This window comes from Proteus columbae (assembly GCF_002777965.1).
Lineage (GTDB): Bacteria > Pseudomonadota > Gammaproteobacteria > Enterobacterales > Enterobacteriaceae > Proteus > Proteus columbae.
In genome coordinates this window covers 41,203-57,662 of the sequence record NZ_NGVR01000011.1, presented here as the reverse complement: position 1 = coordinate 57,662, position 16,460 = coordinate 41,203, and the positions used below count along the sequence as shown (strand labels likewise).

At 36.5% G+C, this 16,460-nt stretch carries 15 protein-coding genes and 1 pseudogene; 6 read left to right on the top strand and 10 right to left on the bottom strand.

Annotation, left to right across the window (positions count from 1 at the left end; all coding sequences use genetic code 11):
• Positions 1–4: 4 nt before the first annotated feature.
• On the top strand, positions 5–934 hold the full coding sequence (gene fdxH, locus CBE70_RS05535) for a formate dehydrogenase subunit beta (RefSeq protein ID WP_100158556.1): 930 nt from the start codon (positions 5–7) through the stop codon (positions 932–934).
• A complete protein-coding gene (gene fdoI, locus CBE70_RS05530) occupies positions 931–1,590 on the top strand; it encodes a formate dehydrogenase cytochrome b556 subunit (RefSeq protein ID WP_100158555.1) in 660 nt (219 codons plus the stop codon). Before fdxH ends, fdoI begins: the two co-directional genes overlap by 4 nt.
• An 86-nt stretch (positions 1,591–1,676) precedes the next feature.
• Here the strand turns inward: fdoI and fdhF are convergent, their stop codons facing one another.
• From fdhF to CBE70_RS05515, 3 genes are all read right to left on the bottom strand, one after another.
• The gene (fdhF, locus tag CBE70_RS05525) at positions 1,677–3,845 is read right to left on the bottom strand and encodes a formate dehydrogenase subunit alpha (RefSeq protein ID WP_100158554.1); all 2,169 of its coding nucleotides are present in this window, start codon (positions 3,843–3,845) and stop codon (positions 1,677–1,679) included.
• A gap of 289 nt (positions 3,846–4,134) precedes the next feature.
• Positions 4,135–4,794 (bottom strand): RelA/SpoT domain-containing protein, encoded by a 660-nt coding sequence (locus tag CBE70_RS05520; RefSeq protein ID WP_232797365.1) that lies wholly within the window; start codon positions 4,792–4,794, stop codon positions 4,135–4,137.
• A gap of 1 nt (position 4,795) precedes the next feature.
• Positions 4,796–5,911, bottom strand: a complete 1,116-nt coding sequence (locus CBE70_RS05515) for a ParA family protein (protein ID WP_100158552.1) — start codon at positions 5,909–5,911, stop codon at positions 4,796–4,798.
• Between the two features lie 735 nt (positions 5,912–6,646).
• Between CBE70_RS05515 and CBE70_RS05510 the strand changes: the two genes are divergently transcribed.
• Positions 6,647–7,963 carry a sodium-dependent transporter gene (locus CBE70_RS05510; RefSeq protein ID WP_100158551.1) on the top strand — a complete coding sequence of 439 codons (1,317 nt, stop codon included), beginning with the start codon at positions 6,647–6,649 and terminating at the stop codon, positions 7,961–7,963.
• An 87-nt stretch (positions 7,964–8,050) separates the two neighbouring features.
• On the opposite strand, the gene CBE70_RS05505 is transcribed toward CBE70_RS05510, so the two are convergent.
• The 4 genes from CBE70_RS05505 to CBE70_RS05490 all read right to left on the bottom strand — a co-directional run bounded on the left by CBE70_RS05505 (position 8,051) and on the right by CBE70_RS05490 (position 12,504).
• Positions 8,051–9,421: a class-II fumarase/aspartase family protein gene (locus CBE70_RS05505; protein ID WP_100158550.1), complete on the bottom strand. Its 1,371-nt coding sequence runs from the start codon at positions 9,419–9,421 to the stop codon at positions 8,051–8,053.
• 11 nt (positions 9,422–9,432) lie between these two features.
• Positions 9,433–10,989, bottom strand: a complete 1,557-nt coding sequence (locus tag CBE70_RS05500) for a PTS transporter subunit EIIC (RefSeq protein WP_100158549.1) — start codon at positions 10,987–10,989, stop codon at positions 9,433–9,435.
• A 331-nt stretch (positions 10,990–11,320) separates the two neighbouring features.
• The gene (locus CBE70_RS05495) at positions 11,321–12,061 is read right to left on the bottom strand and encodes a MurR/RpiR family transcriptional regulator (protein ID WP_100158548.1); all 741 of its coding nucleotides are present in this window, start codon (positions 12,059–12,061) and stop codon (positions 11,321–11,323) included.
• Positions 12,062–12,258: 197 nt separating this feature from the next.
• Positions 12,259–12,504 (bottom strand): DUF2543 family protein, encoded by a 246-nt coding sequence (locus tag CBE70_RS05490; protein WP_036914285.1) that lies wholly within the window; start codon positions 12,502–12,504, stop codon positions 12,259–12,261.
• A gap of 125 nt (positions 12,505–12,629) precedes the next feature.
• Between CBE70_RS05490 and CBE70_RS05485 the strand changes: the two genes are divergently transcribed.
• Complete coding sequence (locus CBE70_RS05485; protein ID WP_100158547.1) at positions 12,630–13,346, top strand: RluA family pseudouridine synthase; 717 nt, start codon at positions 12,630–12,632, stop codon at positions 13,344–13,346.
• Positions 13,347–13,356: 10 nt separating this feature from the next.
• On the opposite strand, the gene CBE70_RS05480 is transcribed toward CBE70_RS05485, so the two are convergent.
• The 3 genes and pseudogenes from CBE70_RS05480 to CBE70_RS05470 form a co-directional block, all read right to left on the bottom strand.
• The gene (locus CBE70_RS05480; protein WP_100158546.1) at positions 13,357–13,839 is read right to left on the bottom strand and encodes a cold-shock protein; all 483 of its coding nucleotides are present in this window, start codon (positions 13,837–13,839) and stop codon (positions 13,357–13,359) included.
• A gap of 101 nt (positions 13,840–13,940) precedes the next feature.
• Complete coding sequence (locus CBE70_RS05475) at positions 13,941–14,474, bottom strand: DUF2058 domain-containing protein (RefSeq protein WP_100158545.1); 534 nt, start codon at positions 14,472–14,474, stop codon at positions 13,941–13,943.
• Positions 14,475–14,612: 138 nt separating this feature from the next.
• Positions 14,613–15,170, bottom strand: a pseudogene (locus CBE70_RS05470) (BRO family protein).
• A 408-nt stretch (positions 15,171–15,578) separates the two neighbouring features.
• Here CBE70_RS05470 and yajD point away from each other — a divergent pair.
• Entirely contained in the window at positions 15,579–15,926 is a 348-nt protein-coding gene (gene yajD / locus CBE70_RS05465) for an HNH nuclease YajD (RefSeq protein WP_006534437.1), read from the top strand.
• A 112-nt stretch (positions 15,927–16,038) separates the two neighbouring features.
• On the top strand, positions 16,039–16,401 hold the full coding sequence (locus CBE70_RS05460) for a YibL family ribosome-associated protein (protein ID WP_100158544.1): 363 nt from the start codon (positions 16,039–16,041) through the stop codon (positions 16,399–16,401).
• The last annotated feature ends 59 nt before the right edge of the window (positions 16,402–16,460 follow it).

The window sequence follows — 16,460 nt, the reverse complement described above, 5'->3', positions numbered from 1 at the left end:
ACTGATGTCATTGCAATCTCAAGATATTATTCGTCGTTCTGCTACCAATTCTCTTACGCCAGCACCACAGGTACGTGACTTTAAAGAAGAAGTGGCAAAACTTATCGATGTGACGACCTGTATTGGCTGTAAAGCGTGTCAGGTTGCTTGTTCTGAATGGAACGATATTCGCGATAAAGTTGGTCTTAACGTTGGTGTTTACGATAATCCAATGGATTTAACAGCAAAATCGTGGACAGTAATGCGTTTTTCTGAAGTCGAAGAAAACGGCAAGCTGGAATGGTTAATTCGTAAAGATGGCTGTATGCACTGTGCTGATCCGGGCTGTTTAAAAGCGTGTCCAGCGGAAGGTGCCATTGTGCAATACGCTAACGGTATTGTTGATTTCCAATCAGAGCACTGTATTGGTTGTGGCTACTGTATTGCTGGTTGTCCTTTCGATGTTCCTCGTATTAATGAAGAAGATAACCGCGCTTACAAATGCACATTGTGTGTTGATCGCGTTGAAGTGGGTCAAGAGCCTGCCTGTGTGAAAACTTGCCCTACAGGTGCTATTCACTTTGGCTCTAAAGAAGCAATGACACATCTTGCAAATGAGCGCGTTGCTGAACTCAATACACGAGGTTATGACAAAGCGGGTTTATACGATCCTCAAGGTGTAGGCGGTACACATGTGATGTATGTGCTTCATCACGCTGATAGACCAAATTTATATCATGGCTTACCAGAAAATCCTGAAATTAGCTCAACAGTGAAATTCTGGAAAGGTATTTGGAAGCCATTAGCGGCGGTTGGTTTTGCTGCCACTTTTGCAGGTGCCATGTTCCATTACTTAGGTATTGGCCCTAACCACACCACCGAAGAAGATGAAGAAGAGGCACAAAAAGAGATGGAAGCATCACAAAATTCAGTGAATAAAGAGGAGCAGAAATAATGAAGAAGAAAAGCGATAAAATCCTTCGTCATACTGCCTCAGAGCGGATCAATCACTGGGTTGTGGCGATTTTCTTTGTCTTTACCACCTTTAGTGGATTGGGCTTTTTCTTCCCATCCCTAAATTGGTTTATGAATATTTTAGGCACACCGCAACTTTCGCGTTTACTGCATCCATTTACGGGTGTTGCGATGGTGTTTTTCTTTATCTTTATGTTTTTTAGATACTTCAAGTATAACTCTGTTGATAAAGATGATTTAGTGTGGGCAAAAAATATCCATAAAGTGCTACAAAATGAAGAAGCAGGCGATATTGGGCATTACAACTTAGGCCAAAAAGGAATTTATTGGACATTAAGTCTCAGCCTTATTGTTCTAACCATTAGTGGGATAATTATTTGGCGTCCTTATTTTGCCGATTATTTCTCTATTCCAGTAATTCGCATTGCTTTACTGGCTCATTCACTGTCAGCCATCTTATTGATCATCACCGTGATTGTTCATGCTTATGCCGCGTTTTGGGTAAAAGGTTCAATTCGTAGCATGATTGAAGGTTGGGTAACACGAGGTTGGGCGAAAAAACATCACCCACGTTGGTATCGTGAGATTTTAGAAGAAGAGAAAAAAGAAGCAGAAAGCAAATTAAAACAAAAATAATACACTGCTTTTGTTTCTATAAAATAGATGTGAGAAAAAAATGGAGGCCTAACCGCCTCCATTTCTATTTTTAACAAGCCTATCGCTTAATGTGTTACTGTTTTGGCTTGTTCCACCAAGTTAATTAAACGACTTCTCATGGCGTGATAATGTTGAGAAACTTGGCTTTCCGCCCATTTTTGGTCATCAATCTTAATCACTTTAGCCGCACAATATTTGGTTTCAGGCGTTTTTGAAACAGGATCAAGATTATCTTGAGTCAGCTCATTACATGCTCCAATCCACCATTGATAAGTCATATAAATTGCTTGTTTATTGATTGTCTCATTCACATTACAACGAGACATCACTTTACCTCTACGTGATTCAACCCAAACAATTTCTTGATCACGAATACCCGCTTCTTTAGCTATTTCAGGGTGAACTTGAACATAACCCGGCTCATCTGCAAGTGATGCCAATGCTTTACAGTTACCTGTCATAGAGCGACAAGAGTAATGCCCGACTTCACGTACAGTCGATAAGATCATTGGATAATCAGTATCTGGTAATTCAGCAGGAGCTCGCCACGGCGTCGCAAATAACTGACCTTTACCTGATGGTGTGGTGAATTGATTACCTGAATATAAATAAGGTGTTCCCATATCTTCAATATCAGTACAAGGCCATTGAATATGCGCTAAACCTGCCAGCTTTTCATAAGTGACACCAAAGAACAGAGGGCATAATGCTCTCACTTCATTCCAGATCTCTTCGTTATTTTGATAAGACATCGGATAGCCCATTTCTGTGGCAAGTAAACTGATAATTTCCCAGTCACGTTTTACATTGCCCTTAGGTTCAATGGCTTTTTCAAAACGTTGAAAACCTCTATCCGCACAAGTAAAGATGCCAGCATGTTCACCCCAACTAGTTGAAGGTAAAATCACATCGGCTTGCTCTGCTGTTTTGGTCATAAAAATATCTTGAACCACCACAAAATCGAGAGCTTCAAAGCCTTTCCTCACTAGACCTAAATCCGCCTCTGTTTGGAGTGGATCTTCACCCATGATGTAATAAGCTTTTACTTTGCCTTCAATCGCTAAGTGAGGCACTTCCGTAATGCGATATCCTATTTCTGGATCGAGTTGTTCAACGGGAATATTCCATGCTTGTGCAAATTTCTGACGTGTATGTTCATCGGTAACATATTGATATCCCGGAAACATATTCGGTAAAACCCCCATATCACAAGCACCTTGAACATTATTTTGTCCACGAACTGGCGCAACACCGACATGCGGTTTACCTAAATTACCCGTTAATAACGCAAGACCCGATAAGCCTTTTACCACATCAACTGCTTGACCAAATTGTGTAACGCCCATCCCCCACATAATAGTGGCCGTTTTAGCTTCTGCATAAGTACGCATCGCCTTACGGATTTCAATGGCAGGAATGCCGACAATATCTTGTACGGCTTCAGGGCTATAGCCTGCAAGTTGTTTTTTATATTCTTCAAAACCTTCTGTGTATTGGCTCACATAGTTTTTATCATAAAGATCTTCATCAATTAGCGTGTATGCGAAGGCATTGACTAACGCCATATTAGTGCCGTTTTTTAACGGTAAATATTGGTTAGCAATTTTAGCGGTTTCAATTTTACGAGGATCACAAACAATAATTTTGGCACCCTTTTGTTTCGCTTTAACCACACGACGCGCCACAATAGGATGAGAATCAGCACAGTTATAACCAAAAACTAATAAGCAATCTGAATCTTCAATATCAGCAATAGAGTTGCTCATGGCACCATTGCCTAATGTTTCTTGCAAACCAGCAACAGAAGGTCCATGGCAAACACGCGCACAACAATCGACATTATTATTACCTAATACTGCACGAACAAATTTCTGCATCACAAAGTTAGTTTCATTCCCTGTACCACGAGAAGAGCCTGTACACATGATGGATTTCGCACCGTATTTTTCTTTTATTTCCAGCAATTTTTTTGCCGTAAATTGAATAGCTTCATTCCAACTCACAATTTCAAAATCAGCCCCTTTTTGTCGGCGGATCATCGGTTCATGAATTCTGGCTGTTAGCAATTTATTGTCATTAAGAAAATCCCAACCATAGAACCCTTTTAAGCAAAGTTCTCCTTGATTGGTGACACCATTGGCACCTTCAGCTTTGATTATACGACCATTTTCGACACAGAGATTGATTTTGCAGCCAGCGCCACAATAAGGACAGACGGAGTTGATTTTGTTCATTTGATATCCTTTCCCCTAACTAGGGAGTAAAAGAGTCATAAAGAACTTTGAACTAAGCAGGAATTATGCCAATTAATAATTTATTAATTATCAATAAGATATAAAAACAAAATAATGTTTAATAACCGTTTCGACATTTTTGACGATAAGAAATTAAGAAATATTTACTTATAACATATAGGAAGTATTATTTTAGAAACATCCAAGGGTAAAAAGTGACTACCTAATATCATTAATAATCTAGTTACTAGAAACATTTTATTGTTTTAAATAACTAGATTATATTTTTCTAATTCTTAATTGTGTCCAAACGGAATATAGAATCTGCTAATCGAGATCCTGTTGATACTAATTTTGATAAGACCCGTAATTGCTCTTTAGTTGCTATAGATTGTGACTTTTCAGGGTAATTGATAGTATGATCTATTTCTCCCCAGATCTCTTCAAATAAAGTACGTACTTGTATCTCACATTTTATACGAGCATCATTAGCTGGCTGAACAACATAGTGTATACTTGTATAATAACTTTCTTTTATTTTTACATCTAGATTTAATGATTCAAAGAATTTTTGTGCCTCAGGATCCCATGAATATGCAGTAGGTGGCTCATTTAATACCCAGTCTCCTCGTTCAACCATACTCATAATAAATTTATTGATTATAGGTAGTTGATCTTGGTATAGGTGTAATACACGAACTCCAGCTAAATCTGTAATATTATCAAATAAATTCTCTGATGTAATTTCAGGCGAAGTCTTTAATTTCCGTTGCAACTTCATTTCCAAATGAGATTCATCTTTTAAACGATATTTAACACTATGAATTATTGGATGGCTATAATTATTTAGCTCTGGCTCAAGATTAAATGAATCAACAACGGCATTTAGAAACCTTTGAAAAATATATTTATTTTTCTTATACTCTTCAACTATATTTTTAGTATTCATATTAATCATCCAATAATCTAATTCTACTTATAAGATCACTAACAAATTCTCTATATGCTGGTCCAGTATTTCGGTATTTAGCACTAGATCCCCTTAGTGTATTAATATGTTCAGACTCTATATTATTTGGAAATAAATCGGGTACTTTCCACATTGGTTGATGATAATATTGAGCCATAGAAGGAAAAGTATTATGTGTTAACATAACTTGTTGACCACCAATTGGTGAAACTAACTGTTCTTCATTTAAATGATTTCTTAATGTAGTATTAATATTTTCTTTTATAGTTTCAGGTATTTGTTTTGCATAATTAAAATGTGCTTCTGCAAGATTCCATTCATTTTTTGAACTAGAATATTTTTTAGCATTGTAAATTGTATAACCTAAAAAAGTAACAAATTGATCAGGAAAATTCTTTCGTTTCTCTGTAGAAATCAACTTATAAATAATATCAAATTCCTCTTTCCATGAATAAAGAGCCTTACCTATATTTTTAATTCCATATAAAGAGAATAAATCTGGTAGTGCTGGAATAAAAAACCCATCAACAGTTGATATTATTGATTTATTAAGAGCCCCTAGACTTGGGGATGTATCTACTATAACATAATCATATCCATTGATTTCAGAATACTTTTCAGATAATTCTCGTATTTTAGTTATAGTTCTCAATGCTAAAGGTTCACCTCTATATAAATCTGTCCATCTTCCTGCTATTTTCTCTTCGAATAAATGCAAAGATAGGCGTCCCGGAATAATATCAAGTGACGGAGTAATTTTATATGGTGGTGGTAAGTTTTCTAAATCCCCTGTCCCTTCTTCTGTTGGTTTAACAAGATAATGAAGGCTTCTTGTTGTATTGTTAATTTTATGAAAATCTTCAGGTGATAATATTTTTTTTGTTGATTCGAAACCCTCATCAATAAAACAATCTTCTTCAGACCAAATATTATGAATTATTTCTTCTTTAATTGAATAAATAGTTAAATTGCATTGTGGATCTGCATCTATCATCAATACTTTATTTCCTAACTCGGATAAAGCGTGTGCTATGTGATAAGTAAGCGTGGTTTTTCCTACCCCACCTTTATTATTAAACACTGAAATTACTTTCATAGAAAATCACCTTATTTTCCTTAAAAAAAATAGTCAAGCGTAAACACAGGTAAAACTTAAACAATTTATTTAATAGTTTAAATTAAAATTTCTTATATGATAGATGTTACACCATTTCAAAATAATTAAATATAAATTATATCCTTTCTTATTTCACTAAATTTTAGATAAAAATAGCGCTTTCATTCTTTACATTATATTTCCAATTTATTTATAAACTAAAAAATAGTCAATATACATCATAAAAAATAATAAATATTGTCAAAATTTATTGTACTTTCGCTATTATCATATAAAACTGGATTTAAATATTCTTACTAGATATATTTCATGAGAAATTTTGATAAAACTTATCACCATTCTAAAAAATAGACCTTTCTTTAATCTGTTTTTGTGATATAACAAAAGGGTTAATTATTGGCAGTGAAAATCAAGTTATAACTGCAATAAACCAAATTCATTTCAATAAAGAGCAAAAAGATGAATATGAACACCAATAACCGACTCTTAGGCCTAAACCTACTACTACTTCGCTAGGTGGCCGAGCACGTTCATTTTTTTGCAAAAGCCACCAGTAAGGTGGCTTTTTGTTGTGCCCCTACTGGTGGAACTGTTTTTTAGGGGAGTTTCTATGATGTTTAGTTTCACCATTAGGATGATGAGTTACAACGTCTTACCAATAAGCCACTGTATGGCAATAGCCTCTATCACTCATTCGATAACGCAGGGGGCAAAATGAGCCAACAATGGACATCACGAATTGGCCATATCTTAGCAGCCGCAGGCTCTGCAATCGGTATTGGCGCAATCTGGAAGTTTTCTTATGTCGCAGCCAATAATGGTGGCGGTGCATTTTTAATTGTCTTCTTGTTATTTAGTTTTGTAATCGGACTTGCTGTATTACTCGCTGAGAATATTTTGGGTAGTAGCACACACGCTGAAGCCGTTAACGCATTTAAAAAGATGATGGGACGCAATTGGGTCATCATTGGTGTTATTGGTGTATTCAGTTCATGGTGTATTTATAGCTTCTATAGTGTTGTCGGTGGTTGGACAATTGGCTATACCGTGATGGCGGCAACAGGTCAGTTGAATATTACAGATAGTGCTGAATTAACCGGTATTTTTACTCGCTTTATTAGTGATCCTTTATGGCCGATTTTGGCTCACCTTACCTTTGCTGGATTAACCTGTTTTGTCGTTTTAGCAGGTGTACAGCGTGGATTAGAAAAAGCCGTCAAAATCATGATGCCTATGTTATTTATCATTATGATTTTATTGATTATTGTTGGCATCAGCTTACCCGGATCTTCTGAAGGTTTAAAATTATTTTTATACCCTGATTTCAGTAAATTAACGCCTCAAGGTGTATTAGATGCGTTAGGGTTAGCCTTCTTTTCACTGTCTATCGGTTTAGGTATTCACATCACTTACAGTGCTTATTTAGCGGATAATAAAGGTATCGCTAACTCCAGCATGTGGGTGGTTATTTTGTCTTGTATGGTGTGTGTACTTGCTGGATTAATGATTTTCCCTGCATTATCTGCCGCGGGCTTAGAGCCTAATGCAGGCCCTGGCTTAACCTTTATGACGATGCCAGTTTATTTTGCCAACTTGCCCGGTGGTAATATTTTAGCAGTGACTTTCTTTGTCTTGTTATTAATGGCAGCGTTAACCTCTGCAATTTCATTACTTGAGCATATCGTCGCTTATGTGCAAATGCGTTTTCAGTGGACTCGTCGTCGTGCCGGATTAGTGGTTACAGCCTCTATTATGTTGATGGGTATTCCAGTTTCATTATCTTTCGGACCTATGAGTGATGTAACACTAGGGGGCAAAACAGTCTTCGATTTATTGGATTACCTGACTTCTAATATTTTGATGCCATTGTTTGGTATTGCAATGTGTTTGATCTTTGGTTGGTCACGTAGAGCGAATGCATTTATTCCTGAAAATATCACTGGATTAAAACGTCAAAGCTTATTATTGGTATGGCGTTATATTGGTCCAATTTGTATCGGTATTATTTTAGTACATGGTTTAATTGGTTAATTATCAACAAAAAAGAGCCACTCAAATGAGTGGCTCTTGACTTAACTGATAATGATTTATTTATGGATACTTGATGGTTTTTACTACTTATTTATAACTTTGTTTTATTTCTTGAGAAATCGCTAACCCACGTTTTGCTTCTTTCTCAGCAAGTTCAACGGATAAACCGATATAAGAACGAGGATCAAGCATTGCCTTAATTTCATCTGCATTAAAAGCAGCGGTAATGGTTTCATTCTTCATTAGGTTAGTGTAAAAATCTTCACCATCAGCCGCCGTTTTAATGGCTTCTTCATATAACAGTGAATGCGCTTTATCTTTACCTAATTTTTCTGCCATTTTCATCATAACGTATTCGGTATTATCTAAACCCTTATTTCTCATCACGTTATGTAGCATTCGCTCTTCATGAGGAACGATGGTTCTTGAAAGCTCTTCTGTTCTTAATAGAATTTCTGTTGTTAATTCTAATGCTTCTTCAATTAAGCCATCGAATAACATATAAGAACTGCTGTCACCTTCATAAGGTCTTACCGCAGAGTACATCCCCACATTCGGTAATGAGTACAGTTTCTGTGAGTTAGCAATAATTCCTTTGGCTAGTTTTGGATTAATTTTATGAGGCATCGTGCTACTACCCACGGTGCCTTTTGTAAATCCTTCAGAAACCTCAGCAATTTCTTCTAACGTGGTGCTATACACCTCTTCACCAATTTTATGGCAGATATTTGCCATCAATGCCAAGTTCATCATGTACTCTAATTTATGTGTACTTAGGTTACGTGATGGGACTTCCATTGCTTGCATACCCACTAATTCAGCAACGCGTTTTTGTACTTTCATTCCCACTTCAGGCATTGAGTTAAAAGCACCTACTGCACCCCCCATCATAATGGTGAATACACGCTTCTCACTCTCTTTCATACGCTGGTAGCAATCAATAAAATCGCTGATCCACACTGAAACTTTATACCCGTAAGTGATAGGAATGGCATGACGACCATGCGTTCTACCTGCCATTACCATATGTTTTGTTTTTTCAGCGAGATTTGATAAGTTTTCAATAATTTCGCTCAACAATAACATGAACTTATCGTGTACGGTTTTCATCATATACAGCTGTGAACTTTGCTGTATATTTTGCGTGGTAATGCCGTAGTGCACATACTTACCACTCTCTTCAGAGCATGCATTTACCAGTACTTTTAAGAAAGGCACAAAGCCATGACCGATTTTTTGATAAATACGGTTCATCTCTTCGAAATCAATATTCTCAATAATCGCCTTTTCTTTAATTTCATCTGCGGCAGACTGTGGAATAAAACCGTGTTCAGCTTGTGCTTGTGCTAACATTGCTTCAAACATCAACCAAGTTGAATATTTAGCTTCATTGGACAGCAGATTTTTTATACCGCGATCGTCGATTGTTTTACTTTTAGAATCGTATAACGCTCTCATCATGTATCCTTTTATTTCTTCATTGCTTCATCAACAGCATTGCGAACAAATTCGACTTTAGGGCCATAAACGACATGGACATGGTTTGCTGCCGGAAAGAAGAATGCTGTACATCCAGACTCCAACATTAATTCTTTATCTATTTGATTAACTTCATTAATATCAATACGTAATCGTGTAATACAGTTATCAACATTACGAATATTTTGTTTGCCACCTAACGCTTGAATAAGAATGTCTGCAATTTCGCCATAACGTTTTTCTTTGATTAGCGTATTTTTCATATTGCTTGATTCTTCTCTACCCGGCGTTTTGATATCAAATTTGACGATAGCCCAGTAGAAAATAAAGTAGGTCACAACAGCCAGTGCGCTACCAATCAGCACTAAGAAGATCCAGTTAGTGTGTTCGTACAGTAAACCAAAAATAGTGAAGTCAAAGACTGTGCCTCGGATATAACCGATAGCAACACCCGCAAAAGAGAGCAGAACTGCACCAATACCCACGATAATCGCGTAAATTAAATAAAGTAACGGTGCGATAAAGACGAAGGTAAATTCAAGCGGTTCTGTAACGTTACCTAACATTGCCGTTAAGACCATTGTTACCAACATCGATTTCACTTCAGCACGGTTCTCTTTTTTCGAGGTTTTATAAATTGCTAATGCAATCGCAGGGAACAGGAACAGCGTAACCAGCATTTGTTGCTGAGCCATAAAACGCGTTAGACTTGGCATCATTGCCCAATATTCACTGCTTGGTCCTTGGTTAAATAACACTTCTGTCATTGCTGGAACGACGCCCACATAGGTTTGTCCATCAATCACATAAGAACCACCGGCTTCGGTAAATCTAAACAGAACGTTCCAGACGTGGTGTAAACCAAATGGAATAAATAGACGCTCGCCACCCGCCGTAAAGAAAGGTCCGACAGGACTTAAGAAGACAGCCGAGAGCTTAGTTAAGCCCATGACTAATACTTCCCAAATAAATGGTAGTAATGCGCCTACACAGATCATCAATCCGACCATGATAATGGCGACAGATTTTTTCCCTGAGAAGAAGGCAAATGCTGTTGGTAATTCAAGGTTATAGAATTTATCCGTTGCCCATGCGGCAATTAATCCCGTGATAATCCCCCCCGCGGCACTGATATTCATGGTTTGTATACCAAGTACCTTGATTTGCCCCACCTGTGTCATAATCGCAGGATCAGCAAGTTTTCCTGTCAATACCAGCCAGATATTGATAGTACTTATCAAGGTTAAATAGCCGACAACGGAGGCAAAGACCGCGATCCCCTTATCTTTATGGCTCATACCATATGCCACACCCATTGCAAATAAGAGAGGGATATTGTCAAACACAACGCCCGCAATAGAACGGATACTAACTAATAAAGCATTGACTGTTTCATTTCCTAGAAAAGGGAAGCGTGCAATCATATAAGACTGAACTAAAGCACCACTGATCCCCAAGATCATACCAATAGGTGCCAATACGCCGATAGGTAGAAGTAGGGTTCTACCAAAGCGCTGAATAGATTCGCTGAACTTTTTCCTGGCCATATTTTTTTCCTTATGACTTCTCGAATATAAAAGAATTACCGAGGTACTCTATCTTAGGGATTATAGGAAATGAATGACGCGCTGGTTTTAAATATTATCTCAAGTCATACTTTATGACTTAGGTCTTTTTATTAACTACTAACTTAATAAAAAACAGTGAAGAAATGCTTTTTTATTAAATAATATTTATTTTAGGACTTAGAAGTAAGATTGAAAAGAAAGGCTATTTTAAAATAAACGATGATTAATCTAACGGGATAAATTAATACTATTCACGATTTAATAATTAAACAGAGGATCTAATAAATCATATAGATGCTATTATCTCTTTTTAAAGTAGATTTTCCAGCTCATTAATTAGTAAATCCACCAGCATAAAAAAGCCAATACGGGATTTAGTATCATCTTTTTTTGTATCATGATTATCAGCAAAACAAAATAGAGCATGAGTTGCATAAGTGGTTAATTCGTTAGTATTAAATGCTGTCATGCTAATGATGTTGGCATCTTTTAACTGCACGATTTTTGCTGTCTCGATGATTTTCTTGGTGCCACCAGAAAGAGAAATAAAGATAACCGTGTCATCTTCATTAACAAGACGTGTAAACGAATCAGATAAGTTGTAATCATTAATAAAAAAACAATGTAGACCTAATGCAAACAATAGATGTTCAAGGTAATACCCGACGGCTTTGCTTGTACCTCTTGCAACAATAAAAATATTCCTAGAATGGCGTAAGGTTTTTGCACACTCCTGAATTTGCTCTTCATTAATTAAGGTAAATGTTTTATGTATGTTTTTTTCTAATTGTTTTTTATAAGATGTCGTATTCGTTTTTTCGACTTTATTTTTTGTCAGAATATAATTATTAATTTGGAATTTAAGCTCTTTAAATCCACTAAATCCTAACTTTTGCGATAAATTAATGATAACCGTTTTTGATACAAAGGTTTTAGCGACTAAATCATTAATATTTAAATACGGAATATCCGCAATATTATCGGTGAGATATTTTAATACTTTCTTTTCGCTGATCGTTAAATTGTCATAATTTTTTAAAAAATCCAGCATATCTCACCCAATAAATTAATCTAAAACATCTTATGAAAACAGCAAACATCAAAAAAGCAGTTCTGTTCTTTCTACGAGTTTATGTGAAATAAAGTACATAACGAGTATACGTTAAATCATACAGTTATGTAGGATCAGAGTGACATTTTGTGAATTAGGATAATATTGAGCCCACTTTTTAATGAGCTCAATACGTGTTATTCATTACCCCAGCGATTAAGAAACATGGCGATATCATCAATGCGTTTTTTATCAATACCCGCTTCTTTTGCCATCTCTTGCTGTGCGTTTTCGCTAATTTCTTCGTTATTCATTAATCGTGTAAGTAGTAATTGAAAGTAGAGAGCAAGTGCATCTTCTTCTGCCTCAGCAACAGGCTCTATCGATTCCATCGCATACTCTTCTACCATGTCATAATATTTAAAATGAATGTCATTGTTCATCGGTTGTCCTCAGGGATTAACGTTTATACGCGTCATATTCAAGTTACTAAGAGTATATCTCTACATTCGCCTGTTAACCTAAAATTCGCTATCATCCACTTCCTTCTTTTTCTGCGGATAAACCGATGTCTACGATTATCGATACTTTTATTGCCCCACCTTGCCATGATGAAATCGAGATCCTTTATCAAGATGAGCACTTAGTGCTTATCAATAAGCCGACGGGACTATTGAGCTTATCAGGAAAAAATCCGCAAAATTTAGATTCAGTGCATTATCGATTAGTGAAGCTATTTCCGGGTTGTACGCTTGTTCATCGGCTTGATTTTGGTACATCTGGCTTGATGGTTGTAGCACGCAATAAAGCTATCAACGCTCTTTTGTGTCAGCAATTTAGCCAGCGCAGTGTAACCAAAGTATACAGCGCACTACTGTGCGGGCATTTAGATGAGAATGAAGGAATAATCGATGCACCGATAGCAAAAGATCCGGCTCTGTTCCCACGAATGTCGATTTGCCCTGTTAATGGCAAACCTGCGCGCTCTCGTTATCACGTTATTGAGCGTTTTTATCATACATTAGAAAGTGGAACGTTATTGCCTTTAACGCGAGTACAATTTATGCCTGAAACAGGGAGAACTCATCAGCTTCGTATTCACAGCCAATTTATCGGGCATCCTATTTTAGGTTGTGATTTATATGGTGGATGCGACGGAGATTTAATTGAAGGAATGGAAGGAACTGAACGGACTCCGCGACTTATGCTTCATGCGAGTAAACTTCATTTTGTTCACCCCATTACCCAAGCATCAATAAAAGCGTGCAGCGAGAGCCCGTTTTAAATACTGATATTTATAGTTTAAGTGCTTTTACTGTTTCATCGATATCAAGTTCATCTTCAGTAAAAACGATTTCTGTTCCGTGCATAGTGGTGATCGCAAGCTTTCTCAACGTGCGCATATTATTGGTGTCATCCGCTGATTTTGGTCTGATGCTATTCATTAAAGTACCGACAGAAAGTACGGTGTTTTCTTTATTGATATGCGTATCTGCGGATACGTCTTCACTATAAATTCGAAATGATTTAATGGATGCCAGCTTAACTCTTTCACCTGCAATATAGACATATTTGCTGTCTGGGATCACTTTCACAGCGTAAGCAGATAGACCTTTGGTATTTGAAGTGGGTTCAAACGTGACATTTGCATCTGTCTTTATCAAAGCAGGGTTGGCAACTTTAATCACATGAAAATAACGGTTATCACCGTTTTCATCTTTAATAAATCCAAAACCTTTATCTTCAAACCACTTTGTGATTATTCCGTTCATTGCCATTATCGCCTACTTAATCGTTTATCTACAAAAATTTCCAGATGCAGTATAAAGCACAATGCTTATACAGACTATGCCTTTGAGCTAATAAGCTACTTTGCTTATTACCACATTAAATCATCTGGGATTTTAAAATCAGCATAAGGATCGTCTTCATCTTGTTCTGTCTCGCTAAGTGCGTTATTTAACAAGATACAGTCCACATCTCTTTGTGTAATTTTATCCGCTACACTTGCTGGAATAATCGCGTATTCAGTTTTATCGGCATTATCCAGACGCGCAATGGCAAGACGTCCACTAATCAATTGAGATTGTGTCAGTTTATCCACCACAATATTTTTAATTACATTATTGTCAGTGAAGTTAAAATCAATATCACCTTTTGCTGGCGTAATTCTATTCATTTCAATAAGTTGCTTAACTTGCGCTTTATACTCTTTAGATAAAGTGGCTTGTTTTTGTTGCTCACTAAGCAGTTTATCGCGCTCAAGTTGAGCTTTTTTATTTTCTTCTACGGCTTCTCTTGCTTCTCGCGCTTGAACGCGTGATTTTTTTGCTGTTCTCTGGACTTTTGCCATTTTTTTACTGGTCACAAGCCCTGCTTTTAACATTTGCTCTTGTAAGGTAAGTTTTGCCATTTTTATGCCTAAATCTGCTAAATAGTTTTTGAAATTATACCTGTAATTTCCAAGAGTGCATCAGATTGTAAGATTGGGAGAATGCAGAAGAAAACAGATTTAAAAATTCTGCTGCTTGAGGAAATATTTGTCTTACTTCTATTTATTAAGCTTTTTCTTTTCTGTAGAAATTAATTGTTTAATACTTTTTTGGGGAGAAGGTAAATCTTCAGGCATTGTACCTCCTAGCTCATAAATAGTTTCTCTAACTTTTCTTCCTACATCAAAGTGAGTTTTATTGGCTTGTGTCTTATTTTGCACATTATCTCGTCTAAGTTTTTCATCTTCCCGTAACTGTTTAAAAACCTCATCATCGACTAGCTCTTGTCGTCGAGTCTGAATAGCAAAATAAGTTTGCCCAGAAGCAATTACAGGTTTACTTGGATCGCCATTTTAAACTACAAGGTAACAAGCATAACGAGAGAGTATGACATCTTTAATTTTTCGCTGCGCACCAGATCCAATATTCACCATACCGAGAATATCCTCGAAATGGTCATTTACCTTATGCTCGCTCTGTAGGCATGCTTCTTTAGCTCTGTTTAGACGGTATTCCGAATATTCCAAAAGCTTAGAAAGCTCTCTGGCAGACCAATATTCAATACCAAACTCATTAATTCTTTTTATTTCGTCAAAAGGCTGATGGTGATATTCCATAAATAATTCCTTTCTCTAGAATGCTGAATTTTTTCTTTAAGAAAATAACCGTAATTTCTAATACGTGTACCTTGTATTGAGTATTAATAACCTTATGCTCTACAAGTTGTAGCCGACAAAATTAGTAAATTTATATTGAATATAGAGCAATTTATTTCAAGGATAAATTCCGTTATAACGATCTAAGACATCAGATAAAAATGATATTTAGATTAATAAGCTTTAAGTGTAAAAACGATATGTAATAAAATATTTACCTCTAATTTCAAACTCAAAGACATATATAAAATAATTAAGTATTTTCAATCATATGCTTAATAGCTTTAGCAACATTTGAACCTATCCATACATTCAGAGTATATTGGGAAGACGCTCGTCAAACTTTTCTTATAACAGGTAATACTAACAATGGCTCTGATCCCAAAAAACTATGCACGGTTGGAAAGTGGCTACCGTGAAAAAGCACTGAAAATCTACCCATGGGTATGTGGACGTTGTGCGCGTGAGTTTGTCTACTCGAACCTACGTGAATTAACCGTTCATCATATTGATCACGACCATACCAATAACCCAGAAGATGGTAGTAACTGGGAGTTATTGTGCCTATTTTGTCATGATCATGAACATTCAAAATACACAGAAGCAGACCAATATGGCACAACTGTTGTTGCTGGCGAAGATGCACAGGACGATGTAGGTGCAGCCACTTATAATCCTTTTGCTGATTTAAAGTCGATGCTGAACAAGAAAAAATAATGAATGCGATGTCTACTTTGGCACAAAGCATCCAATCTGTTCCTCTTTTCACGCTCTTGCGCAAAATGCGTGTATACTTGGCAACAAGAAATTTGTTCACGGTTAATTAATAATGAAAGAAATCGAAAAAGAAAAAATCAAACTCCTCAGCGACCGTTTAGATCTTATTCGCCACAAGATGGCAAATATTTCCCTGACGGACGAAGCGGAAAAATACGCAGAGTTTGAGAAAGAAAAAGTAGAACTGGAAACGGAAATCGTTCGTCTGAAAGCAGTACGTAACAATAAGCTAAGTAAAGAAGCGCAAAAATTAGAGAATATGCCATTCAAACGCCTCATCACAAAGAAAGAACAAGCTGATATTGGCAAGCTGAAAAAAGCTGTACGAGGCTTGACAATTGTCCATCCAATGACGGCATTAGGTCGTGAAATGGAGCTAGAAGGTATGACTGGTTTCTCTAAGACGGATTTTTAGTTAGAAAATTAACCCAACTAAAACCTGCAAAGATCGACTAATACTGGCGGGTTCTTAAT

Bases quoted from the DNA above. Each gene is read 5' to 3' on its own strand.
- fdxH (WP_100158556.1), top strand. From the start codon at position 5: ATGTCATTGCAATCTCAAGATATTATTCGTCGTTCTGCTACCAATTCT.
- fdhF (WP_100158554.1), bottom strand. From the start codon at position 3,845: ATGAACAAAATCAACTCCGTCTGTCCTTATTGTGGCGCTGGCTGCAAA.
- CBE70_RS05520 (WP_232797365.1), bottom strand. From the start codon at position 4,794: ATGAATACTAAAAATATAGTTGAAGAGTATAAGAAAAATAAATATATT.
- CBE70_RS05515 (WP_100158552.1), bottom strand. From the start codon at position 5,911: ATGAAAGTAATTTCAGTGTTTAATAATAAAGGTGGGGTAGGAAAAACC.
- CBE70_RS05510 (WP_100158551.1), top strand. From the start codon at position 6,647: ATGAGCCAACAATGGACATCACGAATTGGCCATATCTTAGCAGCCGCA.
- CBE70_RS05505 (WP_100158550.1), bottom strand. From the start codon at position 9,421: ATGAGAGCGTTATACGATTCTAAAAGTAAAACAATCGACGATCGCGGT.
- CBE70_RS05500 (WP_100158549.1), bottom strand. From the start codon at position 10,989: ATGGCCAGGAAAAAGTTCAGCGAATCTATTCAGCGCTTTGGTAGAACC.
- CBE70_RS05495 (WP_100158548.1), bottom strand. From the start codon at position 12,061: ATGCTGGATTTTTTAAAAAATTATGACAATTTAACGATCAGCGAAAAG.
- CBE70_RS05490 (WP_036914285.1), bottom strand. From the start codon at position 12,504: ATGAACAATGACATTCATTTTAAATATTATGACATGGTAGAAGAGTAT.
- CBE70_RS05485 (WP_100158547.1), top strand. From the start codon at position 12,630: ATGTCTACGATTATCGATACTTTTATTGCCCCACCTTGCCATGATGAA.
- CBE70_RS05480 (WP_100158546.1), bottom strand. From the start codon at position 13,839: ATGGCAATGAACGGAATAATCACAAAGTGGTTTGAAGATAAAGGTTTT.
- CBE70_RS05475 (WP_100158545.1), bottom strand. From the start codon at position 14,474: ATGGCAAAACTTACCTTACAAGAGCAAATGTTAAAAGCAGGGCTTGTG.
- yajD (WP_006534437.1), top strand. From the start codon at position 15,579: ATGGCTCTGATCCCAAAAAACTATGCACGGTTGGAAAGTGGCTACCGT.
- CBE70_RS05460 (WP_100158544.1), top strand. From the start codon at position 16,039: ATGAAAGAAATCGAAAAAGAAAAAATCAAACTCCTCAGCGACCGTTTA.